At 47.3% G+C, this 25,380-nt stretch carries 22 protein-coding genes and 4 tRNA genes; 9 read left to right on the forward strand and 17 right to left on the reverse strand.

Annotated elements, in window-relative coordinates; all coding sequences use genetic code 11:
• Positions 1 to 134: 134 nt before the first annotated feature.
• The 6 genes from ACO05Z_RS12810 to ACO05Z_RS12835 all read right to left on the reverse strand — a co-directional run bounded on the left by ACO05Z_RS12810 (position 135) and on the right by ACO05Z_RS12835 (position 9,260).
• Positions 135 to 908, reverse strand: coding sequence for an ArsA-related P-loop ATPase (locus ACO05Z_RS12810; RefSeq protein WP_421902575.1), 774 nt, complete (start codon positions 906 to 908; stop codon positions 135 to 137).
• 10 nt (positions 909 to 918) lie between these two features.
• Positions 919 to 2,796, reverse strand: coding sequence for an anaerobic carbon-monoxide dehydrogenase catalytic subunit (cooS, locus tag ACO05Z_RS12815; RefSeq protein WP_421902576.1), 1,878 nt, complete (start codon positions 2,794 to 2,796; stop codon positions 919 to 921).
• 175 nt (positions 2,797 to 2,971) lie between these two features.
• Positions 2,972 to 3,622, reverse strand: coding sequence for a Crp/Fnr family transcriptional regulator (locus tag ACO05Z_RS12820; protein WP_421902577.1), 651 nt, complete (start codon positions 3,620 to 3,622; stop codon positions 2,972 to 2,974).
• Positions 3,623 to 3,624: 2 nt separating this feature from the next.
• Entirely contained in the window at positions 3,625 to 4,995 is a 1,371-nt protein-coding gene (locus ACO05Z_RS12825) for a YihY/virulence factor BrkB family protein (protein ID WP_421902578.1), read from the reverse strand.
• Between the two features lie 73 nt (positions 4,996 to 5,068).
• Positions 5,069 to 8,305 carry an AsmA family protein gene (locus tag ACO05Z_RS12830; protein ID WP_421902579.1) on the reverse strand — a complete coding sequence of 1,079 codons (3,237 nt, stop codon included), beginning with the start codon at positions 8,303 to 8,305 and terminating at the stop codon, positions 5,069 to 5,071.
• A gap of 103 nt (positions 8,306 to 8,408) precedes the next feature.
• Positions 8,409 to 9,260 (reverse strand): damage-control phosphatase ARMT1 family protein, encoded by an 852-nt coding sequence (locus tag ACO05Z_RS12835; protein WP_421902580.1) that lies wholly within the window; start codon positions 9,258 to 9,260, stop codon positions 8,409 to 8,411.
• Positions 9,261 to 9,530: 270 nt separating this feature from the next.
• Here ACO05Z_RS12835 and ACO05Z_RS12840 point away from each other — a divergent pair, with 270 nt between their 5' ends.
• From ACO05Z_RS12840 to ACO05Z_RS12860, 5 genes are read left to right on the forward strand one after another with little or no spacing between them, the layout of a single operon-like run.
• On the forward strand, positions 9,531 to 9,764 hold the full coding sequence (locus tag ACO05Z_RS12840; RefSeq protein ID WP_421902581.1) for a hypothetical protein: 234 nt from the start codon (positions 9,531 to 9,533) through the stop codon (positions 9,762 to 9,764).
• A 49-nt stretch (positions 9,765 to 9,813) separates the two neighbouring features.
• On the forward strand, positions 9,814 to 10,674 hold the full coding sequence (locus ACO05Z_RS12845) for a P-loop NTPase (RefSeq protein WP_421902582.1): 861 nt from the start codon (positions 9,814 to 9,816) through the stop codon (positions 10,672 to 10,674).
• Between the two features lies 1 nt (position 10,675).
• The gene (locus ACO05Z_RS12850; protein ID WP_421902583.1) at positions 10,676 to 11,533 is read left to right on the forward strand and encodes an ATP-binding protein; all 858 of its coding nucleotides are present in this window, start codon (positions 10,676 to 10,678) and stop codon (positions 11,531 to 11,533) included.
• 12 nt (positions 11,534 to 11,545) lie between these two features.
• Complete coding sequence (locus tag ACO05Z_RS12855; protein WP_421902584.1) at positions 11,546 to 11,917, forward strand: CGGC domain-containing protein; 372 nt, start codon at positions 11,546 to 11,548, stop codon at positions 11,915 to 11,917.
• 9 nt (positions 11,918 to 11,926) lie between these two features.
• Positions 11,927 to 12,172 carry an FmdB family zinc ribbon protein gene (locus ACO05Z_RS12860; RefSeq protein ID WP_421902585.1) on the forward strand — a complete coding sequence of 82 codons (246 nt, stop codon included), beginning with the start codon at positions 11,927 to 11,929 and terminating at the stop codon, positions 12,170 to 12,172.
• Positions 12,173 to 12,209: 37 nt separating this feature from the next.
• Here the strand turns inward: ACO05Z_RS12860 and ACO05Z_RS12865 are convergent, their stop codons facing one another.
• From ACO05Z_RS12865 to lysS, 10 genes are all read right to left on the reverse strand, one after another.
• Positions 12,210 to 13,082 carry a transporter substrate-binding domain-containing protein gene (locus tag ACO05Z_RS12865; protein WP_421902586.1) on the reverse strand — a complete coding sequence of 291 codons (873 nt, stop codon included), beginning with the start codon at positions 13,080 to 13,082 and terminating at the stop codon, positions 12,210 to 12,212.
• A gap of 67 nt (positions 13,083 to 13,149) precedes the next feature.
• The gene (locus ACO05Z_RS12870) at positions 13,150 to 13,995 is read right to left on the reverse strand and encodes an LpxI family protein (protein WP_421902588.1); all 846 of its coding nucleotides are present in this window, start codon (positions 13,993 to 13,995) and stop codon (positions 13,150 to 13,152) included.
• 1 nt (position 13,996) lies between these two features.
• Positions 13,997 to 14,800, reverse strand: a complete 804-nt coding sequence (lpxA, locus tag ACO05Z_RS12875) for an acyl-ACP--UDP-N-acetylglucosamine O-acyltransferase (protein ID WP_421902589.1) — start codon at positions 14,798 to 14,800, stop codon at positions 13,997 to 13,999.
• Complete coding sequence (fabZ, locus tag ACO05Z_RS12880; protein ID WP_421902590.1) at positions 14,800 to 15,264, reverse strand: 3-hydroxyacyl-ACP dehydratase FabZ; 465 nt, start codon at positions 15,262 to 15,264, stop codon at positions 14,800 to 14,802. The genes lpxA and fabZ overlap by 1 nt, the downstream gene beginning before the upstream one ends.
• Before the next feature lies 1 nt (position 15,265).
• Positions 15,266 to 16,294 (reverse strand): UDP-3-O-(3-hydroxymyristoyl)glucosamine N-acyltransferase, encoded by a 1,029-nt coding sequence (gene lpxD, locus ACO05Z_RS12885; RefSeq protein WP_421902591.1) that lies wholly within the window; start codon positions 16,292 to 16,294, stop codon positions 15,266 to 15,268.
• A 5-nt stretch (positions 16,295 to 16,299) separates the two neighbouring features.
• Entirely contained in the window at positions 16,300 to 16,827 is a 528-nt protein-coding gene (locus tag ACO05Z_RS12890) for an OmpH family outer membrane protein (protein WP_421902592.1), read from the reverse strand.
• Between the two features lie 96 nt (positions 16,828 to 16,923).
• Positions 16,924 to 19,638 (reverse strand): outer membrane protein assembly factor BamA, encoded by a 2,715-nt coding sequence (bamA, locus tag ACO05Z_RS12895; protein WP_421902593.1) that lies wholly within the window; start codon positions 19,636 to 19,638, stop codon positions 16,924 to 16,926.
• A complete protein-coding gene (locus ACO05Z_RS12900) occupies positions 19,625 to 20,308 on the reverse strand; it encodes an ABC transporter ATP-binding protein (RefSeq protein WP_421902594.1) in 684 nt (227 codons plus the stop codon). The genes bamA and ACO05Z_RS12900 overlap by 14 nt, the downstream gene beginning before the upstream one ends.
• Positions 20,301 to 21,530 carry a lipoprotein-releasing ABC transporter permease subunit gene (locus ACO05Z_RS12905; RefSeq protein WP_421902595.1) on the reverse strand — a complete coding sequence of 410 codons (1,230 nt, stop codon included), beginning with the start codon at positions 21,528 to 21,530 and terminating at the stop codon, positions 20,301 to 20,303. Before ACO05Z_RS12905 ends, ACO05Z_RS12900 begins: the two co-directional genes overlap by 8 nt.
• Entirely contained in the window at positions 21,527 to 23,053 is a 1,527-nt protein-coding gene (gene lysS, locus ACO05Z_RS12910; RefSeq protein WP_421904186.1) for a lysine--tRNA ligase, read from the reverse strand. Before lysS ends, ACO05Z_RS12905 begins: the two co-directional genes overlap by 4 nt.
• A gap of 277 nt (positions 23,054 to 23,330) precedes the next feature.
• On the opposite strand from lysS, the gene ACO05Z_RS12915 reads away from it, so the two are divergent.
• The 3 genes from ACO05Z_RS12915 (at position 23,331) to ACO05Z_RS12925 (ending at position 24,159) form a co-directional block, all read left to right on the forward strand.
• Positions 23,331 to 23,406 (forward strand) — tRNA-Asn (locus ACO05Z_RS12915).
• A 334-nt stretch (positions 23,407 to 23,740) separates the two neighbouring features.
• Positions 23,741 to 23,816: transfer RNA gene (locus ACO05Z_RS12920), tRNA-Asn, on the forward strand.
• A gap of 267 nt (positions 23,817 to 24,083) precedes the next feature.
• Positions 24,084 to 24,159: transfer RNA gene (locus ACO05Z_RS12925), tRNA-Asn, on the forward strand.
• A gap of 51 nt (positions 24,160 to 24,210) precedes the next feature.
• Here the strand turns inward: ACO05Z_RS12925 and ACO05Z_RS12930 are convergent.
• Positions 24,211 to 25,032, reverse strand: a complete 822-nt coding sequence (locus ACO05Z_RS12930) for a substrate-binding periplasmic protein (protein WP_421902596.1) — start codon at positions 25,030 to 25,032, stop codon at positions 24,211 to 24,213.
• Between the two features lie 204 nt (positions 25,033 to 25,236).
• Between ACO05Z_RS12930 and ACO05Z_RS12935 the strand changes: the two genes are divergently transcribed.
• Positions 25,237 to 25,312 (forward strand) — tRNA-Asn (locus ACO05Z_RS12935).
• Positions 25,313 to 25,380 lie beyond the last annotated feature (68 nt).

Genomic DNA, 25,380 nt, shown 5'->3' on the forward strand with positions numbered 1-25,380 from the left:
TTATGAATTTTCAGAAAAACAATCGATTATACCTATAAAGAAAAAACCATAAAGAGTGAACGGCTATACATGAAATAGCAAAAAGGCCTTCCATGTACACCATGGAAGGCCTTTTATTTTCTAATTAACCAACATCATTTTAATGAATTAACTATCTTTTCCATTATCGCATCAATTTCAACAGATTCAGGGAGATTAAGCACATTACCATCTGACATCTGCCGCTCAACCAGCCCGGACAGCTGTGGCATGGTAAACCGCCTATCCGGCAGATGCTCAAGCTCTGGAGGCTCGCCACCAAGATAGCGGTTAATAACCAGTACCTGATTATCAAGTCCCAACTCCGCGGCCATACGGCCCACTTCCGAGGCAGTCTGAAAACTGCGCATGGAGGGTTCACTAACCACTACCAATCCATCCACGTGCATGGCAGTCCCACGCCCGAGGTGCTCTACCCCGGCTTCGAGATCAACCAGTACACAATCATCACTGTCCATGACAATGTGGGCAAGCAGAGCTTTGAGCAAGGCGTTGGCATCACAAGCGCAACCGCCCCCGGCATTAGAAAGTCCGCCCATGACCAGCAACCTTTTCTTACCCGGTTCAACACCGGGAAAAGGCTCTTCATGAAGCGGAAGTTCCACCGCAAGTTCTTCCGGGAGATCACCGACCTCCGGATTAAGATTGAGGAAACCTTCCTCGTGAATCCGTTCCCTGACTAGATCATTCCTTGAAGAAACAGGCTCGGGAAGATCATTACTGTCCAGCCCGGAAGCCTGCCCCAGAGACAATGCTGTATCTGCATCAATCATCCAGACGTTCTGTCCGCTCCGGGCCATCCAGTCAGCCATCCATGAAGTTATGGAAGTCTTGCCTACACCGCCTTTGCCTGCAAATGCCAGCTTCATACTCTACCCTCTACTCACTCAAACCAAGACCTTTACGCTTGGCCTTGATCCTTTCATCAAAAAGATCAGCTGCCTTGACCGGGTCCGGCTCAATGACGAAGGAAGCACCGACCAGATCCTCAAGACCAGAGACCGCAATATTAGTCACAGTTTCAGAACCAAGTATATTCGGCGGATGTCCGAGATGGGTGTAAATCCCACTGGATACGGCGTAAAGACCGATGGCAGCAGCCTTTTCAGAATACCACTCTGGTGAGGATGCTCCCACAGGCAGATCGCTGATATCCACATTCAGGGCATCGGCAAGAGCAGCACAAAGTTGCAGGATGCGCGCGTTATCAACGCAGGAACCGTAATGCAGTACCGGCGGAATTCCCAACGCTCCACAAACCTTCTTAAGTCCCGGACCGGCCATTTCAATGGCATCGGGCACCAGTAATCCGGCCTTACCTGCCGCAGTGGTTACACATCCGGTAACCAGCACAAGAATATCTTTCTTGATCAATTCCTTGGCAAGGCCCACGTTCATGGAATCCTGCTGGAACTTGGGGTTGTTACAACCGACAATCCCCACAGCACCACGAATGTCACCTGCGGCAATGGCCTGCACCAGCGGATCAAGGGAGCCGCCCAGTGCAGAGATGACCGCCTCATTGGAAAATCCGGTCATAATCTCCACAGGCTCGCACGGAATATCCACACGCGAAGCGTCACGCGCGGAATAGGCTTCCACAGCCAAACGTACGATCCCACAAGCCTGCTCGTAAGCGTTGTGGGGATGAATATCAAAATGGGTTGCCCCGGTGAAACGGGCCTTGGCTGCGGTATCGATGAATCTGGTATGATAACAACCTGAAATCTGCACCAGACTTGGCATGATACACTGGTAATCCACAACCACAGCCTCAACTGCTCCGGTCAGAATTGCCAGTTCGGTCATGAGATGGTTCCCGGCCATGGGAATCCCCTTACGCATGAGCAGCTCGTTACCGGTACAGCACAGCCCTGCGATGTTGATACCTGCTGCACCGGCAGCCTTGGCTTCAGCAACAATTTCAGGGTCACGAGAAGCAGCCAGGATCATCTCTGAAACCACGGGATTGTGGCCGTGCACAAGAATATTGACTTTGTCTTCCTTGATAACTCCGAGGTTGGCCTGCGACATGGAGGGGGTCGGGGTTCCGAAAATAACATCTGAAAGCTCGGTACCGATCATGGAACCGCCCCAGCCATCAGCCAGCGAAGTCCGGGCCGCATGAAGAAGGGTGTTGGGCGCATCGTTATCACAACCCATATGGGTGCGATGCATCATCTCAGCAATTTCACGGTCAACACCGCGCGGGGTAACACCCAGTTTTTCCCAAATATCCTTGCGCTTCTGAGGGACGCGAGACAGGAAAGAAACCTGTTTTTTACGGCTGCCGAAGTCGGCAAAAAAACATTCCATAGCGTCACGGGCAATATCAATGATGTCTCGCCCTTCAGTTTCAATACCGATTTCTGCGGAAATACGGCGCAGTTTTTCCTCATCGGTAATTTTGTAGTCCTTGGTTTCACCCTCAACGATCGCTTCCAACACCTCAATCAGATCACGACCATGATCAGAATGCCCTGCTGCTCCACCAGTAACAAAACGTCCGAAATTCCTTGCCACCACTACATCCGCATCAGCGCCGCACACACCACGCGGGGATTTCGGGGTAATCTTACAAGGCCCCATGGTACAGATACGGCAGCTTGTTCCAAGCTCGCAAAATTTACAGTGCGGAGTCTGCTGCTGCAGTCTTTCATGCACAGTTTCAATGCCCTCGGCACGAGCCTTATTGATCATTGCACGGGCATCATCCCATATTGTCAGCTCTTCAGCCGGACGGGGTTCTTTCGCCATTAACCTATCCTCCCTGTTTTGCCGGGAGCATAAAACTGCTCGCTCCCGAACCATTCCTGTTAAACTAATGTAACAAGTCGGAAACAATCTGTTTGTCGGGTAGCCGACAAAAGAAGTATATTTTCAGGAAAATATACTACCGCAATAATCGCACAATAAAGAATTTAAAAATAGATTAATTTTCAGCAAGCGACTTCAGTTGCTCAAGATCTGCAACAATCCAATGAGAACGGTCATTTCGGACAAGGATTCCTTCGCGGGTGAGATTGTTGAGTAAGGTAGATACGGTCTGACGGGTAGCACCGAGAAGAGTGGAAAGCTGTTCTGTGGTCAGATTAAGGTTAATCTCTATTCCACCATCTACTGATTTCCCGTACTGAGAGGCTTCTTTGTACAGATAAGCGCAGAGACGAGAGTTGATGTCTTTAAAAACCAGTCCATCAATTACGGAAAAAGAATTCTGCAGAATCTTGCCCAAAACCCGAACCATAGTCCGGTTGAACAAGGGGATATCAGCCATACAACGCTTAACCGACTGCACATCGGTAGTCAGCAGTTTACCATCCTCATAAGCCTGCACAAAACATCCGGCATGGGTGGAATAAAGATCGCCGGGTCCGAGAATTCCGAGGGTGAACTCCTTGGATTCGTAGGCAAGATAGATGCGCACCCGCCCTTTTGCGACTATGAAGACAAGATCATCCTCAGTATCAGGGGCAAATATGATGGCGCCTTTTTTAAATCTGCGTTCACCGAAAACACTACGAATATCTTCAAATTCAGCACGTTCAAGTTCATCCAGAAGGTTAATACCGGAAAATTTCATAATTAGGTATCCTCAGGTGCGGCAGGCAGCTTTTGCAAATACTTGTCCATATTTTCTGCACACTCGGAAAGAGACACATCACATCCGCTTTCACGAATAACCGTCTTAATATCATCAATCATTTTAGAAACAAAAAGCATTCCCGGATTATCAACCGCAGAACTGGCCCCCTGACCTGAACCGGAAAGAATGCCCATCACCTGCAACATGGTCAGCTTCTGGGGGGAAACAGCAAAGGTATATATCTCATTACCATCATCATCACCTTTGACTAGAACTCCGTTTTCCACAAACTTATCCAGTAGCGGAGAAATGAAGCGGACCGGGACGCCAATCTCCCCGGCAAGTTCTTCCAGTTCATAAGGATGTTCAGAACGCTCAAAGCGCAGGGCCATCAAACTCAAGGCCAGCAAGGAGAACTTCTGCATGTCTTCAACTCCGGCATCGGGCATAAATTTCTGCTGCCGATAGAGCATCACATTCTGCACCGCGTAGCTGATTTCCGAGCCGAGCAGGACAATAACCCAACTTGCATAAAGCCAGACCAGAAAAAGCGGTAACTGAGCAAAGCTGCCATAAATAGCATTGTACTTGGTGACCCCGATCTGCCAGTTGATATAAGCCCATTGGGCCATCTGCCAGACTGTACCGGCCACAATACCACCTGCTAAGGCACTGGTAATCCGTACCCTGGTGTTGGGCATGAATGCGTAAATAAATGTGAAAGAAAGCCAGATAAGAATCAGAGGAGTCAGATTGATCAAAAATCCTTCCAACTCCGAAACACCGTAAATACTTTCAAACTGTTGCAGTACAGCCTGTTTTTTTATGGAAACACTGACACTGGTGGCAACAATAACCGCCACCGGGCAAATGAAGATCACCGAAAAAAAATCTGTAAACTTACGCCAGAATGTACGGCCGTGCCTGACCTTCCAGATAATATTAAATGCCTTTTCTACTGTACCTACAGTGGAGAGTACGGTGAAAAGCAAAGTTGCCACCCCGATCCAACCGAGAGTCTGAACATTGGTATTGTCCACGTACTCAAGAATCTTGCCGACAACCTCTTCCCTTCCGGCAGAAACTTTAAGCAACATCTCATGAATATAACTGGAATCCTGAAAACCCATCCCTTTCATCAACGAGAAAGCCACCGCAAGGAACGGAACGATGGAAAGCATGGTGGTGAATGTAAGTGCGGAAGCACGGATGATGCACTGATCTTTAAGAAATCCAACTGTCACGAGATATCCCACCCGAGCCAAAGTATGCAGCATCTTAATAGGGCCGCTGACATGGGAAGAGCTCCAATCCCAAATATCATTCAGGAAAAACTCGGAAATCCGTTTTCCAACGTTTCCACCGGTCATCGCGTCCCCCTGCTGGATTATGAATAAATAACTGGAAACATCACTACGCAAATATCAATTTTGTTGAACCATATCAGAATATAAGCTTCCTGAAAAACATAAAAGACTGCTCCGGAAGACCAAGCACATCGTTAAGCACATCCCCCCAACGCTCAAGGCCCTTTACCTCAACCTTGGGGTCACTGAGCTTTCCGGTCACAGCAACATTGACTCCAGTCATGGCATCAAGGAAGGCATTTACCAACTTCAGGTACAGGTTAGGCAACTTAATGATGTCCGCATTGACCTGCAGGTTAATTGAGTCATCAGGAAAGCTGAATCCGCCCTTTGCTGTCGCGGTCAGGTAATCCGTTTTCAACAAATAATTACCTACATGAAATTTCCCATCCTTGCCGTTTACCGTACCGGACATAATGGAAAAACGGGTCGGGCTGGGAGCCTTCTTCTCCTTGATATCTTTTTCCGCTGTGGCAACGAAAAGATAAGAACCGTCAACTATCTTAAAGGCCAGTCCCCCGGTCATGGTATCCACAAAGTCAATATTGGCAGTGGAATGCCCACTTAATTTGAGGGAAGCATCCGTAATACCTTTCACGCAATCACGGCCCACGTAATCAGCAAAGAACAATCCTGCCTGAAATTTACGGACCTCTATATCTGTGTCCAGTGACACCTTGCCGTTCTTCAGGCCAAGATCAAGCTTTCCGGCCAGATTTCCTTCGTGGAAATTGCCCTTCATATTGTGGATGCCGATGACCTGATCTTTCATATCCACATCCGCACTTAGACGACTGCCTGCAAAATCAAAAATACGGAAATAATTACACTCAACTTTTCCGCTGGCATTAATAGCCCCGAGCAATTTGTCCGGGAACTGCCATTCCGGGAATTTGAAATTCTGAACTTCCTTGAACCCGCTTTCCTTACTTCCCTTCTCAGGTTGGGCACCCATTATATCCGGAGGCAGAAAACGGTCTACATCCACCCTGTCCCCTTTGATGACAAAATTCAGGAACGGTTTTTTGAAATCACTCACCTGAAAAGTTGCCTCAGCTTCTGCTTCATCAAGGCTGGCCTTGTTTACCCGAAAGGTAAGGTTCTCACCGTTAAGCTGAAAGGAAGAATCGAGCGAAACAGACTCAAAAGCATCAGGGTCCTGCGTTTCCGGCTTATCGACCCCGAAAAGATCGAAAAACTCCGAGCAGGCAACCTTAGGAAGTTTAAGCACTCCTTTTGCAGAGGCTGTTTCACTGCGCAGCCTGCGGGCATCAACATTGCCATGCAGATTCATTTTACCGCTCTTCAGGGCAAAACTATTCAGCTTCAGATCGCCTGATTTCATTGCTCCACTGCCGGAAACAACAAGGGACAGGTCTTTCTTGATAACTGGGACCCCCTTGCCGCCAATGGAAAATTCAAGCTTACCATCCCGGATTTCAACATTTGCCGGATCAAACCTGCTGCACAGCAATCCGCCATTGAAACGTCCCTTGAATGCACCCTGCGGCTCCAGAAAAGAACCGGACAGTTTCAGGTCAACCTTACGGCCCACCAAATCCTTCGGAATATCTCCGGCCAAGGGTTCGAATTTCAGTGATAATCCGGCACGCTTAACCCGCACTTTTTTCAATTCATCAGGCACGCCTTTGAAGCCCATATCAACCACAACACCATTGCCCTCAAAATTGGAATCAAGCTTGAGATTACGGACCAGTTCACCGGGAGTGCGACCGTTGGAACGCAGGTAATTCAGCTTAAGTGCAGCCCTGCCGGCATGAAATTTTAAACCATCGACCTTTAGCGGTATACGCGCAAGCGAGAACGGCGAAACAGCACCTTCGCCTTTCAGGTAAAGCTCATCCTTTTCGCGCCGCTGATCAAAAGCCAGATCAACGGACAAGCCGAAATCACCGTCCAGATAAGACCCTTTGCCAATACTCAGACTGGCAACTTTCGGCCCCGGTGAAACAGCCAGCTTCACATCCGCTAAATTAATACCGTCATAAACAAAACGATCCAACTGGACTTTTCCATTACAGGGAATCTTCTTGACCAGATCGGCAATGACCATATTGCGTAAAGGATTCTTTCGCGGCTTGGGATTAGATTTACTTATCGTGCCGTTGCCGTTGATTTTTTTCTCAAGATCCAAAAGCTTCGCATAAGGATCAAAGATCACGGAATCGGCATGGACATCAAACTCGAGCCATGGACTGCGGTAATCTTTGAGCGAGAAATCTCCTTTAATGATTGTCTTATCCACCGCCAGAACCATGCGGGAAAGTTCGGTCTTCTTCAATGTGGAGTGGAAATTCATCTCAAAGGAAGCAACATTCAAAATGTCTTTGAATTCTGCTGGAATGGGAATGGGCGTAAATCTGGAAAAAACTTTCTTGGGATCAAAGCGGGTAGACTTAAGGGACCCCTTAAAATCAGGCGCATGGTAGATATCAGTACAGTTTGCCGCCCCACTCAAACGCACCCCGGCCCCCTGAAGGACCAGCCCCTTTACATCAATCATGCCCTCAACAAGATTAAAATCAAGAGAAGCAATCCCTTCCACAACCTCGCCTTTACCAAGCAACTCATCACTCTCAACCTTCACTGAAAGGGAAGTCTCGGAAAGAGAAACCTCTTTTTTCTGCACGGAAAAATCCAGCAATCCCTTAAGATCAGCCTTGGCTCTGAGATTGAACAGGTCGGCATCAAGCATGGCACTGAGATCAAATGCCAACGGGGTATCTTTACGCAGCAGGCCGGTACGCACATTAACACCGGAAACAGTGAATGAATTCCCGCTACCCATATCAGTGTATGAACAGGTCGCGTTTAAAACACTGACCCCGCGCACACTGATACTGTCAAAATATCTGACTCCGGCATTATCACTTTCCGCACTGTCAGCAGAGCCGATAAGGGGCAGGTTGAGCGAACCGTCTTTGAGGCGGTCCACATGAAGTGAAGGAGAATCCACAATGATTGTATCGACTTCCAAATCGCCGCTAAGCAGGGGAATCAAGCGAACCTTGAAATCGATATCTTTAACAGTGAGTTGATGGGGATAGGCTGAATCTGCAGGAGCTGAAACAGTTACCGGGCCGGTATCCACGCCCAGCCAGGGATAAAAAATCAGATTGAAATTTTCATGAAAACGGACTTCGCGCTCAAGCTTCTCGCTGAGAAAATTTTCAAGAGCAATACGCGGTTCATCAGATTCAATATAGTATACGCCACCAACCACCGCTGCCAGAAGGCAGAGGTCAAAAAGGAGAAACAGAATCCAAAAAAGTTTTTTTACCCGCAACAACACTGCCAGCACCTGTATATAAAAATTTGCCCCGCCCCCAAACTAATACGTTATTACTTGGTAAAAGGTAAGGGAAATCCAGTGTAACGGACTCCCCTAACACAAATTATTTTTCCTGACAGAACAGCGAAGTCTTCATGGGATGCCCGGTAACATCTGCCACAACCGGACACTTTACTTTGAAAGCATAGTAAACATCCGGTCTGACACCCCAAAGGGATTCAAAGTTCCCCTGCCCTTTACTCAAAACCACAGGAGACTCATCAAGACGGGCGCGGAATTCCGGACTGCAACGGTTAAGCACCGTTCCGGGGGTATCCACACCGGAGGTGACCACTTCGCACAAATCGGTCATACCGACAACCTTTGCATCTACCACTGTGGCATCATTGAGAATATTCTTACCACGCACAGCATAGGTCACATTGATCCCTTCATCGCGCAACAATCCGGTTAAGATGGTATCCAGCCCAATTTCCCCAGCATTGTCTCCGAGAACCAATAAAGATTTGTGCTCCCGCACCTCAGAAAGAAATTTTCCAAAAGCATCCTGATCAAGGCCGTGCTCAAGATTTTCAAGCTCAGCTTCCCAGTCATATTCGCCCATAACCGCGCAATCCATATAGTTGCCGATAATGGAAACACCCATGGCCGCCAGCAACGGCTCTTCGCTACCGAGCACTTTGGCTTGTACTTCCGGCAAAAGTTCCAAAACCCGCTTATTGGCTTCTTCCTTTTGGGTTTTAAAAATATCAACTTCGCCCACGTATTCTGCAACCTCTCGAAACAGCCTTCCAGCCAAAGAAGGCGGCGACTCGCTCAAATCGGCTGAAGCAAAACCGGCAGCCCAATGCTTTACAACTTTTTCGTGAATATCTTCCTGACCGGGGCAGGTCTCCCTGATCCCTGCAAGCGCCATTTTCAAAAAACATGGCAGGCAATCCAAATGAGTTCTCATAACTATACCTTTCCCAACCTAAAAAAGACTGGGCTAATTTTGCTCCCACTATCGCGAAAAAAGGGCTGATTTTTAGCCCATACATCAACATGAAACTATTTCTGCCGCGCAATAACATACTGAATTTATATTACTTACCACCAAGGCACGGCTGTTGCTAATCACAAAACGACAACAACTTAAACTGAGGAGCAAACAATGCCATTTACCAACAGAAATAACAATAGCTCCCAAAGGGCTGGTCGGGGACTTGGTCCTTGCGGAGCCGGAATGTCCAGAGGAAGAGGCGTAGGCTTCAGACAGAATGCAAACATGGGGCCCGGAATGGGACGCGGTATGGGAGCCGGACGCGGCCAAGGTCTCGGATTAAGACGTCGGGACGGCTCCTGCCAACGCATGCAGAATCAGGGCTTCGGCCCGGACCAGTATGCAAGCGATCTTGAGAGACGTATTGCCGGCCTTGAAGCCGAGAACCAAAGACTTAGAGCCGAAATGAATAAATAATTAAATGGTTCCAAGACATTGATCTTGGAACCATTTTTAAGGATCTGATATGAAAATAGCAATTGCCAGCGGCAAGGGCGGCACCGGGAAAACCACTGTTGCCGTCAACTTTGCAGCCTACCTTGAATCTCTGGGCAAAAGTGTAAGCTTCACTGACTGTGATGTGGAAGAACCTAATGCCCATTTTTTCCTGAATCCGGAACTCAGTGAGGAAAAAGACGAATTCCTGCCTGTTCCAGCCATTGATGAAGAAAAGTGCATAGGCGAATCATGTAAAAAATGTATTGAGCTTTGCCGCTTTAAATCCCTTATCTGGATGGTGGATTCCGTACTCAGCTTTTCAGAACTCTGCCACGGTTGCGGACTCTGTGAACTGGCCTGCCCTGCTGACGCCATCAGCGATGGTAAACGCTTGATCGGTACAACTTCTACAGGTAAAGCCGGCAACATCGATTTCTCAAGAGGGCTGCTGCGCATAGGTGAAGCAATGTCACCGCCGCTGATCAAGGCAGTTAAAGATATTTCCCCCCGGGCAGAGATTAACATTCTGGACTGTCCCCCCGGAACATCCTGCCCGGTGGTGGAATCCATTGATGATACAGATTTTGTAGTACTGGTAACCGAACCTACTCCCTTCGGCCTGCACGACCTTAATCTAGCAGTACAACTCATGCAGACCCTGAATATGCCCTGCGGTGTAGTTATTAACCGAGCCGGAATGGGAGATGACCGGGTGGAAAAATATCTTGCAGAAAAGAACGTCCCCCTACTCGGATCACTTCCGCATAGCCGAGAAGCCGCTTCCAGATATTCCGAGGGCAACCTGCTCTACGAAAACATCCCCGGATTCAAAGACGAATTCGCAAAGATCTGGTCTTCCATCCAAGAACACGTGAGCGGAGCACAATAGAATGAAACAGTTAGTAGTTATAAGCGGAAAAGGCGGCACCGGAAAAACCAGTGTTGTTTCCGGCCTTGCCTCTCTCGGCCCTAAAAAAGTACTCGCGGACTGTGATGTTGATGCAGCAGACCTGCACCTGATTCTGCACCCTGAGATCAGAGACACGCACGACTTTTTCAGCGGCGAACGCCCGGAGATCAATCCCGACCTCTGCACCCAGTGCGGTCTCTGTGCCGAGCATTGTAAGTTTGACGCCATATCTAAAGACTTCACCATAATGCCGGAAAAATGCGAAGGCTGTGGCGTCTGTTCCTATGTCTGCCCGGTTGAGGCAGTCTCCACAGCTCCCAGACTATGCGGTCAGTGGTTTCGTTCCGAAACCCGCTTCGGCCAGATGATCCATGCGGAGCTGGGCATCGGCGAAGAGAATTCCGGCAAACTGGTTACCACCGTCCGCAATGCTTCAGCAGAAGTCGGGGAAGAGCTGGGCGCTGAACTGGTACTGGTGGATGGTTCTCCCGGCGTAGGCTGCCCGGTAATTGCATCTCTGACCAACGCAGACTTGGCCGTATTTGTCGCTGAGCCGACTATTTCCGCGGTGCATGACCTGAAAAGGGTTCATAAGTTGACCGAGCATTTCAAGATTCCTTCCATGGCAATCATCAATAAATGCGGAATCAACGCCGAGCAGGAAAATGAAATCAAATCATTCTGTGCGGAAAAAGAAATCCTTCTTGCAGGCGAACTGCCCTACGACACCATTTTTTCAAAGGCCCAACTGGCGGGACAATCCGCAGTTGAATACGATCCGGACGGCATGGGGAAAAAGATCGAAGCCATCTGGAATACAATGGAAGCAAACCTTTAAAGGAGAGTAAGCATGGGTAAGGAAAAGATTGTCATTCTCGGATGCAGTCAGGCAATGGACGATATCTGTATCGGTTGTTCACGCTGTATGGTCGGTTTCAACCGTCGTGCAGGTGAATTCGAAAACTGTGCGGATGATGCAGAGCTTACCGCCATCGTCGGCTGCGGAGGCTGCCCCGGTAGCGGTATCGTGACCAGAATGGCTCACATGAAGCTCTGGAACGCGCCAATGGACGAAGTTCCGAACAAAGTTTATGTTGCCCCATGCATAACCATGCACTGTCCCCACAAGGACATTTTGCTCAAAAAGATAAAGGCCAAAGCCGGATGTGAAGTCATCGAAGGCACACATCCCTATATTCCTGAAAACATTTTCGCCGAATAAATTTAGAACATGCCTATTTACGAATATAAATGCCGTGAATGCGGTAACGTATACGAAGAAATTGCGAGTGCCGGAAGTGTCCCAGGACCATGTCCGTCCTGTGGAAAGGATGCCGGGGAAAAACTCATGTCATCAACATCATCCCTGACCGGTAAGGACACACCGAATATTCCGGATGCCACCGGCACAGGATGTTGCGGGGCCAACCCATCATCGAAAGGATGCGTACCCGGCTCCTGCTGCGGCAAAGCATAACAAAGAAAAGGCACCGTCTTTATGGGCGGTGCCTTTTTTAATCTTCAACCAGAGGATCTTCAAACCCGGCCTTGTAATCACGTTCAAAAAATTCTCTAAATTGCTGCGGTGTCCATCGCTGCAACAATTTCTTGTGCTCCCCGGATCGAATAACACTCTCTAAGGCTGAATCAATTTCAGCAATGACCTTGCGGCCCCAATCAGTTCTGGGAACAGCATAATATCCGTAAATTGGATTAATCGGTACCTCAAGGCAAGATACAATCTCGATCTGTTCTGAAAACTTGGAATCCTTTAAAATAAAATCGGCAATTAGCGGGCCGGCAAAAAAGAAATCAATCCGCTTCAAGGTCAATAATTCCATCAACTTTTCAAAATCATTTGATGAAAAAGACAGTGCTTGGCTATGAACATGATTGAAAACCAAAGAATCCAAGTCACCATAGTCTATCCCTTTCACATACCCGAACCGGTATTTAGGATCTCTTAGAGCAGCTTCAGCCCGAAATAAATCTTTTGAAGTAAGATATTTCCTGTCTCCTTTGCGAAGAACAGCCAGAATAGTCCAAGTCATCCTGCATGGTAACTCTGAATAGTAGAGAGATTTTTCCCGGATAGGATTTTTAAGCACACCAGTAAGAATCCAGTGACGCCCTTCCCGCACAGACTGAAAAATCTTGAGAGGCGAAGCGGCAATTATGCGATGCCCGTATTCAGGCATCTGCGCTTGCAGCAAAGTCCCGAGCTCCGGACCTATACCTGTAAAGCGGCCATCTTCATGAGATATGCTGAGGGGAGGAATATTAAAATAAGGCCAGTATATTTCACTATCGGCTTGTGCTTTTGCAACACGGCAAAAACTAATCACAAGCAGAGAAACAATGAATGATATAAACTTGTTAGCCAGCATAAACAAAAACTCCTCCCAATATCCACCATATCCCTATTGATAATAATAGATAAAAAGAGGAGTTCAATTATTCTTGAGATAATTCTTTATCAATCAACTCTTGATTCAACCCGATAATGGTAATTCCATGCTTCTCTGCAAATTTAATGGATTTATCAAGATCAAAAAAAAGACTTTTCCCGGCTTCAACTCCCAAACAAGTAGCACCCAAATCCTTCATGCCCTGAATGGTTTTAAGGCCGATTGAAGGCATATCAACCCGTTTTTCCTGACCGGGCTTGAATACTTTAATAATACAACAGCCCTTACCGCCAAGCTCGCATCCGCGCTTAACTGCGGCGTCAGTTCCTTCAATAGCTTCAACAGCGGCCACAACGCCTTCTCGAACAACAACACACTGACCAATATCAAGCCTGCCCAGGTCACGAGCAATTTTCCATCCGAAAACAAGATCGTCGACCTCACCCTCATTTGGCTTGCGCTTGGTCAGAAAACCTGCAGGAGTAAGCAACTCCGGTGCATATTCATGAGGACCGACAACTTCCATGCCTTCAGCCTCAAACTCACCGGTAATGGCCCGGAGAAGAACATCATCACCCTTGGTAGCCAGTTTGAACAAAAGCTTGGCAGCACGGAAATCAGGTCGGATATCAAGAGCCTTGGGCTTGTTAATGGTCCCGGCCATGACGACCTTAGTGACGCCGTTGTTCTTGAAAAAAGAAATCAGCTTATTAAGCTGACCAAGCTTTAGCTCAACAGAATCATCAGTATATTGACTGACTTCAAAATTTGAATGGCCTTTAAAAAAAACAGCCACAACACGATTTCCCTGTGCTGCGGCTCCTTTTGCAACCAGAAGGGGGAATTGCCCCCCTCCGGCTATAAGACCTATTGTCTCAGAATTATTTGTCATCTTATTTAGAACCGTGACCAGCAGGGGCTACACCTCGTTTGCTGGAACGGATAAATTCTACGAGGTTCAATACTTCCGGGATTTCCGCAAACTCTTTCTCAGCAGCAGCCAAAGCGTCCGGACGGGACATTTCAGAGCGGAAAATAAGCTTGTAAGCCTTTTTAAGGGCATTACAGGTCTTGGCTTTAAAACCGCTTCTTCTCAAACCGATAGAGTTTGGCCCATGCAATTCACCACGAACACCGGTAGCAATCATATATGGAGGAATATCCTGTCCAAAACCGGCCATGGCCCCCACAAAAGCATAATCACCAATACGCACAAACTGATGAATACCAGACATACCACCGATTGTAACATGGTTACCCACTTCAATGTGACCGGCAAGCTTAGCAGAACTGGCCATGATTACATGGTCACCGAGAACACAATCATGGGCCACATGTGTGTAGGCCATAAGCATGCAGTTGCTGCCGATTACAGTATTTTCACGACCGATATCAAGACCGGTAGCACGGTGTATTGACACATATTCACGCAGGCTATTGTTATCGCCGAGCTCTACCCAGGTCTCCTCCCCCTTAAAACCGAGGTGCTGAGGCAGACCGCCGAGTACAACCCCGCTGTCAAGGGTGTTTCCCTTTCCCATGCGGGTAAATGGCTTGATGTGGACATTCGCGTCAAGAGTGCAGTTATCACCGATAATGGTGTTCCCTTCAATATAGCAGAAAGGACCAATCTTAACATTTTCTCCCAGCTGTGCACCTGAATCGACGACGGCTGAGGGATGAATTTCGGTAGCCACTACAAGGACTCCTTGTCAACAATTGCTGCGGAGACTTCACCCTGAGCGGCGACTTCACCATCAACAGTTGCAACACATTTCATTTTCCAGATATTCATTTTGCGTTTAACATCGCTGATTTCGAGTACAAGCTTGTCTCCGGGAACAACGGGCCTACGGAATTTGACCTTATTGATTCCGGTGAACAAAAATACTTTATCCTCAGTATCAACTTCATCAGTGCTGAGAACGATAATTCCACCTGCCTGAGCAAGTGCTTCCACAATGAGCACACCGGGCATAACCGGCAGGCCGGGGAAGTGCCCCTGAAAAAAAGGCTCATTCATGGTTACGTTCTTATATGCCCTGATGGACTCGCCGGGTTTGATCTCTTCCACGCGGTCGACGAGCAAAAAAGGGTAACGATGGGGAAGCATCCCCATGATCTCTTTAATATCGATAATATCAGGAGTTGAATTACTCACTTTAATCTTCCTTGCTTAATTCTGCTTCCAATGCCTTGATACGCTTTTCCAACGCAGACATTTTCTTTGCCATATCAGGCAGTTTACGATGATAAATTGAAGATCTCAAAAAATTGCCCTTTTCAAGCAACGGGGAGCCGGCTCCCATAAATCCGGCCGGAACATCATTGGTAACCCCGGCCTGTGCACCGATAACTGCACCGTCACCGATCTTGATGTTATCCACAAGACCAGCCTGAGCAGCAAGGACAACGCCCTTACCAAGCTTAGTGCTGCCCGCAACACCGGACTGCGAAATCACAAGGCAATCTTCGCCGGTTGTTACGTTATGCGCGATCTGTACAAGATTGTCGATCTTGGAACCGGCACCGATTCTGGTGACATCAAGAGCAGCCCTATCAACACAGGCATTAGCTCCGATTTCCACCTGATCCTGAAGTTCAACAGTTCCAATCTGGGGAATTTTCATATGCTTTCCGGAAACCTGAGCATAGCCGAAACCATCGCCACCGATAACTGCTCCAGGCTGAACAATGCCTCCGATTCCGATAACGGTACCGGCCATAATGGAACAATTAGGATAGATGATACATCCCGGCCCAAGCACAACATCTTCGCCGATATAAGCCCCTGCAAAGATTTTGCAATTGGGACCTATTTTAGCTCCTTTGCCTACGAAGGTAAAAGGATAAACAGTTGCGCTATCGTCAACATCAGCTTCAGGATGAATAAAAGCTAGCTCGTGGATTCCTTCCAGACATCCCTGAGGACGAGCAAAGACATGCATTGCCTTAGCCAAATCCATATAGGGATTCTCGCTGATAAGTGCGGATTCAACCTGATCGGCGTACTTTTCCTCAAGCACTACGGCTCCGGCTTTTGTAACCGCAAGCGCAGATTCATACTTTGCATTAGCCAAAAAAGACAACTCGGTAGGTCCGGCCAAATCAAGCGTATTCAGGCCTGAAATCTCCTTATCCTTCCCAGCCATCTTAAGGCCGATAAGACCTGCAAGTTCTGAAAGTAGCATAAGCCCTACTTTTTGCCTGCTCTGAAAGCACGGTTCATTTCAAGCATCAGCTGGTTGGTAATATCGATAGTCTCATCAACGTAGAGAAAACCAGAAGATTTCTTGTCGTAGATGGCGGTGTAACCATTCTTTTTACCGTACTCATTTACAACCTTTTCAAGAAGCTGGAGGACAGGAGTTCCAACCTTTTTCTGCTCGATCTGCATTTTACGCTGGGTCGCCTGAGTGAGGTCCTGAAAATCCCTTACTTTACGCTTGAACTCAAGTTCTTTGTCCTGCTTTGCCTCGAGAGAAAGAACAAGGCTCTGCTTCTGCAGGGATTGTTTAAGGCTTTCCAGCTCTTTCTGTTTGGTTTCAAGCTGTGTTTTTGCAGTCGCAAATTTCTTTTCCATTTTTTTCTGGGCATCCTGACCGATTTCAGAATCTTTGATCAGTTTGGCCATGGAAGCAACTGCTATCTTCTGAGGAGCGGCGAAAGCCGGGGTCTGAAAAGCAAAAACCAGCACTAGTACTGCAAAAAGAATTCTACGCATTTAAAATTACTCCTTATAATTCCTGTCTAATAATCAGCCGAAAAGGCATGCCGAATACCGACATGCCCTTCGTTTACATTAATATGTCAAATTCTGCTAGAAGAACTGTCCCATAGAGAATTCAATCTTATGTCTTGAACTGTCTTCAAGCTTATCAAGCCCATAACCGTATTCTACCCTGATCGGCCCCATGGGGGAGAACCAGCGCAGACCGGCACCAATACTCTTGTACATTCCGAGGAAAAGGTCTTTCCCGTCAGACTGCTTGGTGTCGTAGAAGAAGCTCTGGCCGTCATCCCAAGAGTTACCGATATCAAAGAAGGTAACACCGACGAGGCCGAGTTCTTCGTTGATGGGGAACAAGAGTTCGAAGTTCATGTAGAACATCTTGTTACCACCGATACGGTCATTTGAATCACTGTCACGAGGTGAGATTTCACGGCTGTCATAACCGCGGACGTTGTTGATACCACCAAGATAAAAACGCTCAAACACGGGCATTTCGCCGCCGCCGAAGTTATCGTGGATAAAACCGGCGCTACCTTTCCAGTGGAATACCAGATCCCAGAATACCGGAGTAAAGTAGTTAGAGTCGTAGGTGTACTTAACAAAGGAGTCGTCACCCATGAGAACACCACCACCCATTTCAACTACCAAGTTATTCACAGTACCGGTTGAGGGGTTGAAAGCCTTGTTGGTGGTATCGCGTTTCACACCGGCAGTGATGACACTAGCCCAGTTGTCACCCTTGATATCCTTGATGGACTGGGCAGCATCATTTGCAACTTCAGAGATGTTGTAGAAGTCTAAACGATAGTTGGTGTAGAAGTGGGTATATTCACCGAGGGGATAACCGGCAGAAACAACACCACCGATGGTCTGTTTGTCGTAATCGGTATAGTCATCGTTACGCCAATAGGTATTAAAACCGCCCCCCCAAAGGGTATCATCAATACGGGGATTATAGAAACTCAGACCGTAACTGATTGTCTTTGAACTCCAACCACCGTTAAGTGAGAATTCCATACCGCGACCGAAAAGGTTGCGTTCGGTGATCTTTGCGGAGACGAAAACGCTGTCTGAAGTAGAGTAACCGATACCACCACTTACCATACCGGTGTTTTTATCCTTAACCTTAACCTTCAAGTCCATCTCACCGGGGTCCCCGGTGGGAACTGGTTCAATATCAACTTCACTGAAGTAATCCAGCTTATTCAGGCGAACAATAGAACGTTGCAGCTTAGAACCACTGAACTGGTCGCCATCCGCAAGACGCATTTCACGCAAGATAACATTGTTTCTGGTCTTGGAGTTGCCTTCAATAAGAACTCTACGGATATGAACCTTCTGGCGTTTGGAAATGATGAAGGTTACGTCTACGGCCTTCTCATCTTTATGCTGGTCAAATTTGATATTGGCATCAGCATAGGCATAACCGTAGTTGGAATAAAAATCGGAAATAGCCTTCATGTCCTCGCGCAGGAGAGAACGATCCAGATATTCACCGCCATCAGACATATCGTCAGCAGTGATAAGTTCACGCAAACGGGATTTCTTGACAATCAAGTCACCCTGAAAGCCGACCTTGCCGACTTTATAACGATCACCCTCTTTAACTTTGAAAGTAACGTAGATGCCGTCATCCTTGATATCCAGCTCGGGCTCGCCGACCTTGGCATCAATGAAACCGCGGTTACCGTAGTAAGCGAGAATCGCAGCAGCATCACGCTCGAGAAGTTCTTCTTTGAGCACACCGGTCTTGGTGAACCATGAAAGCCAGCCCCTTTCGGTAAGAGCGAGCTGCTCCTTGACTTCATCAGGATCAAGCTGCTTGGCACCTTCAATATTAATACCTTCGATATAGAGCTTCTTGCCTTCATCGACATTAAGATTCAAACGGGCCTGCGCGCCTTCACCCTCAATATTGTAATCAATCTTGGCGTTGTAATAACCTTCCTTGCGGTACATTTCACGCAGGGTATTCAGGTCATCGGAAAGAACCTTGGGGTTCATAACCGCGCCCTTCTTGGTATTAACTGCCGCCAGAATATCTTCAGAATCAATGGCGTCTTCACCTTTGACGGTAATGGCCTGAATGCGCGGCCTTTCCTTCACATCAAAGATAATCTTCTTGCCGCCGGGTACATCAGTAACCTTGACTGTAACATCGTCAAAATAACCTAAGGCGTAAATATTTTTGAGGTCTGCGTTGATTTTGGAGGGAGTATAGATATCGCCGGTCTTGATATTGGTACGCATCATAATGACGTCTTTATCAAGAACCCGACAGCCGCGGACTTCGATATCGGCGATCTTATCCTGACTGAGCAACTCCAGCTTCATCTTGGAAACAAGTTCATCAACAGCCGGAAGAAGGTTGATCAGCCCTTTTTTTGAAACAAAAAGGGGAACCGCCGGTTTCATACCGAAAGCTTCCACAAGACGAACATCAAGACTCAGATCTTCGCCGATCTGACTAAAACTACCGTAAACTGAATATCCCGCTCCGGACAGAAGTGCCATATCTTTGGCAGCCTGAATATTCAAAAATTCATAACCCTGCTCATCGACAAGTCCCATGACCTTTTTCTGGTCAACTACGCGGAATCCTGCCTCGCGCAATCTGTCTGAAAGAAGAGTAGGTAAACTGTCTTTGAGGTATTGTGTATCAGCATCAGCATTAACTTCAAAAGGAAGTACGGCAATAATAATGCTTGAGGCGTCTTCCGCCTGAGCCTTGCTTGTTCCGAAATTAATCAGAAAAGCAAAAGTTGCCGCAATCAGTAAAAGCAGAATTCTAGTTCTGGGCATACAGTTCTCCGGAACGCAACTCAAACCGGCGTTTCATAACCCCGGCCAAATCCATATTGTGTGTCACAACAATGAGCGTCATTCCAAGCTCTTCATTAAGGGAAGCCAGCATTTCTCCGACCATCTTCCCTGTCTTCTCATCCAAGTTACCGGTAGGCTCATCTGCGAGCAGGACTTTAGGTTTAAGCAGGATAGCCCGCGCAATGGCGGCACGCTGCCTTTCCCCTCCGGACAAAGTGGTCACCCGGTGATCAATCCTATTCTGCAGCCCTACCAGCCCAAGGGCTTCACGGGCCATGTCAGAAGCTTCCCCCTGACCTATGCCTGCCATCATGGCAGGAAGAGCAACATTTTCCAGAGTGGTAAACTCCGGAAGAAGGTGATGAAACTGAAAAACAAAACCGATTCCCCTGTTCCTCACTTCGGCCCGCTTTTCAGGTGTCATATCATTAATATTCATTCCCGCAAAATGGATATTTCCGCTGGAAGCAGTATCCAAGGTGCCGAGAATATGCAGCAACGTTGTCTTGCCGGACCCAGATGCCCCGAGAATGGCAAGGGACTCTCCGGAGTCAACCGTAAGGTTGACGTTATCCAGAATCCGCACAGTCTCGGTCGGTCCTTCGTATTCTTTTACGACATCAGTAAGTTCGTAAAGCAAATTACTCATACCTTAAAGCCTGTGCCGGTTCCAGGGCAGCCGCCTGTTTTGCCGGGTACAAAGTAGCCAGAAAACAAAGCAAAAACGCCGCAACACCGATAATTGTCAAGTCCATCCAATCCATCCTGATGGGCAGATAGTCCACCGGATAGACATTGCTGGGCAGCTTGATGAACTGATACTTTTTAAGCAAAAGCGCCACCGGAATACCGATCAAGTATCCGATGGTTGTTCCAATCAATCCGATCAAAGTTCCCTGCAACATAAAAATTCTTCTGATACTCCCGGAAGTCGCCCCCATAGACATCAGCACTGCAATATCCTTGGTCTTCTGCATGACCAGCATGACCAAAGTGGTGATGATGCTGAAAGAACCGACCATGACAATCATTGCCAGAATGATGAACATGGCTGTCTTTTCAAGCTTAAGCGCTGCAAACAGGTTGGCATTCATTTCCTGCCAGTTCCTGATCTGCACCGGGTACCCGGCAAGCTCCTTATCAAGAAGTTTGCCTATGTTATCAACTGCATATACGTCTGCGAGACGAATTTCAAGACCGGATACGAAATCCCGCTTGAAACCAAGCAATTTCTGAGCTGCAGTATTACTGATGTAAGCCAGCGAAGAATCATACTCGTACATTCCTGTACGAAAGATTCCACCAACCTTAAACACCCGAACTTTCGGGGTAAATCCCGCAGCAGTGCGTGTCCCTGAGGGGGAAAGCAGATTCACGGTATCGCCAAGAACAAGCCCAAGACGACGCGCCAACTGATTTCCTATGACAATTTCTGGAAGCTTACCGTCTTTAGACAGACTGTCTACGCTTCCGGAAACCATATCACCGGGCAGACTGAGTACGCCTTTGGCGGTTTCAGCATCAACCCCTCTAAGAACGACACCTTTAACTCCCCCGCCGCAGGAGAGCATAACCTCAGAATAGATAAAGGGCGTTACACCTGTAACGCCCGGAATCTTCTCAATTCTATCGGTCATGTGATGGTAGTTTTCAAGCGTGCCGTCGTATGCGGTCACGATGACGTGGGCATTGACTCCGAGAATTTTGTCACGGAGATCGGTTGAAAAACCGTTCATGACCCCTATCACCACAATCAGGGCTGCTACACCCAAAGCAACGCCGCACACGGCAAAGAGAGATATAACTGAGATGAAGTTATTCTTTCTCAGTGTAAAGAGGTATCTCAGTGCGACGAAGAGTTCAAACTTCATGAGCCACCATTACCGGAAGCACCTTCGGTTCTAAGGAGCGGGAACAGGATAACTTCCCTGATGGAAGCACTGTCGGTCAACAGCATGACCAGACGGTCAATCCCGATACCCTGACCTGCAGCCGGGGGCATACCGTATTCAAGGGCGCGGACATAATCCTCGTCCATGTTGTGGGCTTCATCATCACCGGCATCCTTCTCCGCAACCTGTTCCATGAAACGGCAACGCTGGTCCACGGGGTCGTTGAGTTCGGAAAAGGCGTTTGCCAGTTCACGACCGTAGATGAACAGTTCAAAACGGTCAGTAATATCCGGGTTCTCCTCATTTCTTCTGGAAAGAGGGGAAATATCAGTGGGATAATGATAAATAAAGTGCGGCTGGATCAGCTTAGGCTCAACCAACGCGTCAAAGAGCTTGGCCTGCAGCTTACCGAGCTTTTCGCCCTCAACTGCTTTCTCACCGAGCTTTTTAACCAGCTCCTTACATTTATCGTAGTCATTGTAGACTTCAGGAGATACACCGCCGACCTTCTCAAGAGACTCGTGGAAAGCCATACGGTGCCACGCTCCGGGAGTGAGGTCGATCTTTTCTTCCTGATATTCAATGACAGTGTCGCCATTAACTTCCTTGCAGACGGAGGAAACCATTTCCTCGGTCAGATCCATAAGGTCTTCAAAGTTGGCATAAGCCCAGTAGAACTCAAGCATAGTGAATTCAGGATTGTGCCTTACAGAAATACCTTCGTTACGGAAGTTTCGGTTGATTTCGTAAACCTTCTCAAACCCACCAACCAACAGACGCTTGAGATAAAGCTCGGGTGCAATACGCATGTAGAGCTGCATATCGAGTGCATTGTGATGGGTGGTGAAAGGACGAGCCGCCGCGCCACCTGCGATGGGGTGCATCATGGGAGTTTCAACTTCCATGAAGCCCTTGGAATCCAGATAGTTACGAATAGCCCGAACAATAAGGGTGCGCTTCTGGAAAATTTCGCGTGCGCGAGGGGTAACGATGAGGTCGACGTAACGCTGGCGGTACCTGGTCTCCACATCCTTGAGTCCGTGGTACTTCTCAGGAAGCGGGCGCATGGATTTGGTAATCAGGTCTACCTTCTCAGCCTTGACAGTCAGCTCATCAGTTTTGGTTCTGAAGAGAGTACCTTCAACGCCGACAATATCGCCGATATCGAATTTCTTAAAAATTTTGTACAGGTCTGCGCCGAGGTCATCTCTGGCTGCGTATACCTGAATCCTGCCGGTAGGATCCTGAAGATGAAAGAATGCGACCTTACCGAAAGATCTGTGAGTGATAACTCTGCCGGCAAGCTTAAACTTCTTGCCCAGAGCTTCCAGCTCCTCTCCTCCGAGTTCGTCATAATTGCCCCAGATGTCTGAGACTTCTGTATCTTTACTGAAGTCGTTGGGGTAAAGCGGAACACCTTCGTCGAGAAGGCCACAGGCTTTTTCCACACGATTCTTCAGAACCTGATTGAGTTCGTTCTGAGCTTGCAGAGCCTCAAGCATGGGCATAAATGATTGCACATGCTCTGATTTGGTTGCCAGCTTGATTTGCTTTTTCTTCTTGCCGCTCAAGTTATTAATTCTCCGTAACCGAATAAAGTCTAGATAAATACAAGATCCGTTGATTGCCTAAGCTAATTACCCTTTGTCGTCAAGAAAGTACATCTTTAATAGTTCACTTTCGCGCACAAATATTTTTTGAAAAAGTATTTGACAAGTGCGCAGCAAATCCGTAGAACCCATCTTCGTTGCAGCGGGAAACGCCGCAACAACCCAATATTCCTCGGTGGCTCAATCGGCAGAGCGGGTGACTGTTAATCACTAGGTTGGGGGTTCAAGTCCCTCCCGGGGAGCCAGATAGCTCAAAGGCTGCTTTCATTTGAAAGCAGCCTTTTTCTTTTTATTCCAGAAAGCCACCAAATTTAACGACCACATTCTTCTTTCCCGAAAAATATATTCCCTACATTTAAATATATATACCCGGAAATCTTCTCTACCAAGATTAAAACTGAGTACATTCATAAATGGATCTCAATCAGTATCAATAAAGGCTGTACTCAGGCCAAAATCAATCCCTGAAAGAAAGTCTAAAGAAAATTTAAATTAAATTAAAGATAATATTTGACATGCTCACAACAAATCCGTAGAAACCATCTTCGTTGCAGGGAAAAACTCCTCAACACAAAATATTCCTCGGTGGCTCAATCGGCAGAGCGGGTGACTGTTAATCACTAGGTTGGGGGTTCAAGTCCCTCCCGGGGAGCCAGATAATTCAAAGGCTGCTTTCATTTGAAAGCAGCCTTTTTCTTTATATTTCAATTAGCTGCCAAATTTATCAACTACAATTTATTCCACGAAAATTCTTTTCCCTACATTTAATATATATACCCCGAAGTCAGCTCCACCGTAATTCCGACATAATGCCCCTTAGAAAAACTAAACTCATTTAAATCAAAGATAACATTTGACATACTCGCAACAAATCCGTAGAACCCATCTTCGTTGCAGGGGAAAACTCCTCAACACAAAATATTCCTCGGTGGCTCAATCGGCAGAGCGGGTGACTGTTAATCACTAGGTTGGGGGTTCAAGTCCCTCCCGGGGAGCCAGATAGCTCAAAGGCTGCTTTCGAAAGAAGGCAGCCTTTTTCTTTATCCGTCTCATCTCTTCACAATATTCCTCAAATCTTCCGGTATAATATCCTCAGGCACGATACCGTTTACGTGATACCTTTTCAGAATCGAATAATATATTCCATTACGGGCTATCTTTGCCAATCCTTTCATAAATCTCTGTTTCAATCGCCTGTTTCTTTTTTGAAAGATAACTGAAAGCTTCATCTGCTGAATTGACTTGCTGGTAAAACTAAACTCAGGAGCTTTTTCCAGGAACAACTCCCAAATTAAATATTCCCCGGTAACCCGAAAAGCCACGGCAAAATCAAACCGCCCTGCATTCAATTTTAAAAAATTGATCCTGATATCGGATGCAAGGTCCGTCTTCAATCCAGCTTCATCCAGAGTACGCTGACTACTGCTCCCACGAACATTACCAAAAGAATAGCCATTCAAATCTGCAAGCCGATTGAAGGTAACTCCATCAGGAAACCGTCTAACTTTATAAAAACCCACAAAATTCAACTGAATAATATCAACAGATTCAACTTTATCTTCAAGTCCGTTCCGCTTGAACCACTCCATGGACCCCAAGCAGCAATCACGCACTCTTTTGACAATCGACCAGACATTTCTGGACATGGGCAGAAGATCATATTCAGCATCAAGCCCCTCGGCCGCAAAAGCCTCCGTAACAATATCCCTGAGCATACCATTTCCGAATTGCGGCACCACATCCTCAAAGACCAATGGAGGATACAATACAGTGGCAACATAAACAGAATCGCCAGCACTAGCAGGAGCACACAAATAAACCACACTCACCAGCGCAATGACGATACGAACTATCTTCTTTTTGATTTCCATGCAGTCTCCTGACCAGCAAAGTTCAATCAACCTGAGACCATACTACCCTACCAGACATTTTGAGCCATGTTCAACCATCAAACTCAAACCCTAACCCCACACCTTAAAAAAATTTAATTAATTTGAAGATAACATTTGACAACCCAAAGACAAATCCGTAAAAACAATCTTCGTTGCAGCGGGAAACGCCGCAACAATCAATATTCCTCGGTGGCTCAATCGGCAGAGCGGGTGACTGTTAATCACTAGGTTGGGGGTTCAAGTCCCTCCCGGGGAGCCAGATAGCTCAAAGGCTGCTTTCGAAAGAAGGCAGCCTTTTTCTTTATCCATTCTTTTCTTTGCCCTTCC

Source organism: Maridesulfovibrio sp., assembly GCF_965230075.1.
Lineage (GTDB): Bacteria > Desulfobacterota > Desulfovibrionia > Desulfovibrionales > Desulfovibrionaceae > Maridesulfovibrio.

Excerpts from the sequence above, each read along its gene's own strand:
- bamA (WP_421902593.1), bottom strand. The coding sequence starts at position 19,638 with ATGCCCAGAACTAGAATTCTGCTTTTACTGATTGCGGCAACTTTTGCT.
- ACO05Z_RS12810 (WP_421902575.1), bottom strand. The coding sequence starts at position 908 with ATGAAGCTGGCATTTGCAGGCAAAGGCGGTGTAGGCAAGACTTCCATA.
- ACO05Z_RS12845 (WP_421902582.1), top strand. The coding sequence starts at position 9,814 with ATGAAAATAGCAATTGCCAGCGGCAAGGGCGGCACCGGGAAAACCACT.
- ACO05Z_RS12820 (WP_421902577.1), bottom strand. The coding sequence starts at position 3,622 with ATGAAATTTTCCGGTATTAACCTTCTGGATGAACTTGAACGTGCTGAA.
- lpxD (WP_421902591.1), bottom strand. The coding sequence starts at position 16,294 with ATGCTACTTTCAGAACTTGCAGGTCTTATCGGCCTTAAGATGGCTGGG.
- ACO05Z_RS12930 (WP_421902596.1), bottom strand. The coding sequence starts at position 25,032 with ATGGAAATCAAAAAGAAGATAGTTCGTATCGTCATTGCGCTGGTGAGT.
- ACO05Z_RS12870 (WP_421902588.1), bottom strand. The coding sequence starts at position 13,995 with ATGACAAATAATTCTGAGACAATAGGTCTTATAGCCGGAGGGGGGCAA.
- ACO05Z_RS12840 (WP_421902581.1), top strand. The coding sequence starts at position 9,531 with ATGTCCAGAGGAAGAGGCGTAGGCTTCAGACAGAATGCAAACATGGGG.
- ACO05Z_RS12860 (WP_421902585.1), top strand. The coding sequence starts at position 11,927 with ATGCCTATTTACGAATATAAATGCCGTGAATGCGGTAACGTATACGAA.
- ACO05Z_RS12835 (WP_421902580.1), bottom strand. The coding sequence starts at position 9,260 with ATGAGAACTCATTTGGATTGCCTGCCATGTTTTTTGAAAATGGCGCTT.
- ACO05Z_RS12865 (WP_421902586.1), bottom strand. The coding sequence starts at position 13,082 with ATGCTGGCTAACAAGTTTATATCATTCATTGTTTCTCTGCTTGTGATT.
- ACO05Z_RS12900 (WP_421902594.1), bottom strand. The coding sequence starts at position 20,308 with ATGAGTAATTTGCTTTACGAACTTACTGATGTCGTAAAAGAATACGAA.
- ACO05Z_RS12855 (WP_421902584.1), top strand. The coding sequence starts at position 11,546 with ATGGGTAAGGAAAAGATTGTCATTCTCGGATGCAGTCAGGCAATGGAC.
- ACO05Z_RS12850 (WP_421902583.1), top strand. The coding sequence starts at position 10,676 with ATGAAACAGTTAGTAGTTATAAGCGGAAAAGGCGGCACCGGAAAAACC.
- ACO05Z_RS12825 (WP_421902578.1), bottom strand. The coding sequence starts at position 4,995 with ATGACCGGTGGAAACGTTGGAAAACGGATTTCCGAGTTTTTCCTGAAT.
- ACO05Z_RS12905 (WP_421902595.1), bottom strand. The coding sequence starts at position 21,530 with ATGAAGTTTGAACTCTTCGTCGCACTGAGATACCTCTTTACACTGAGA.
- lysS (WP_421904186.1), bottom strand. The coding sequence starts at position 23,053 with ATGCTTGAGGCTCTGCAAGCTCAGAACGAACTCAATCAGGTTCTGAAG.
- ACO05Z_RS12890 (WP_421902592.1), bottom strand. The coding sequence starts at position 16,827 with ATGCGTAGAATTCTTTTTGCAGTACTAGTGCTGGTTTTTGCTTTTCAG.
- cooS (WP_421902576.1), bottom strand. The coding sequence starts at position 2,796 with ATGGCGAAAGAACCCCGTCCGGCTGAAGAGCTGACAATATGGGATGAT.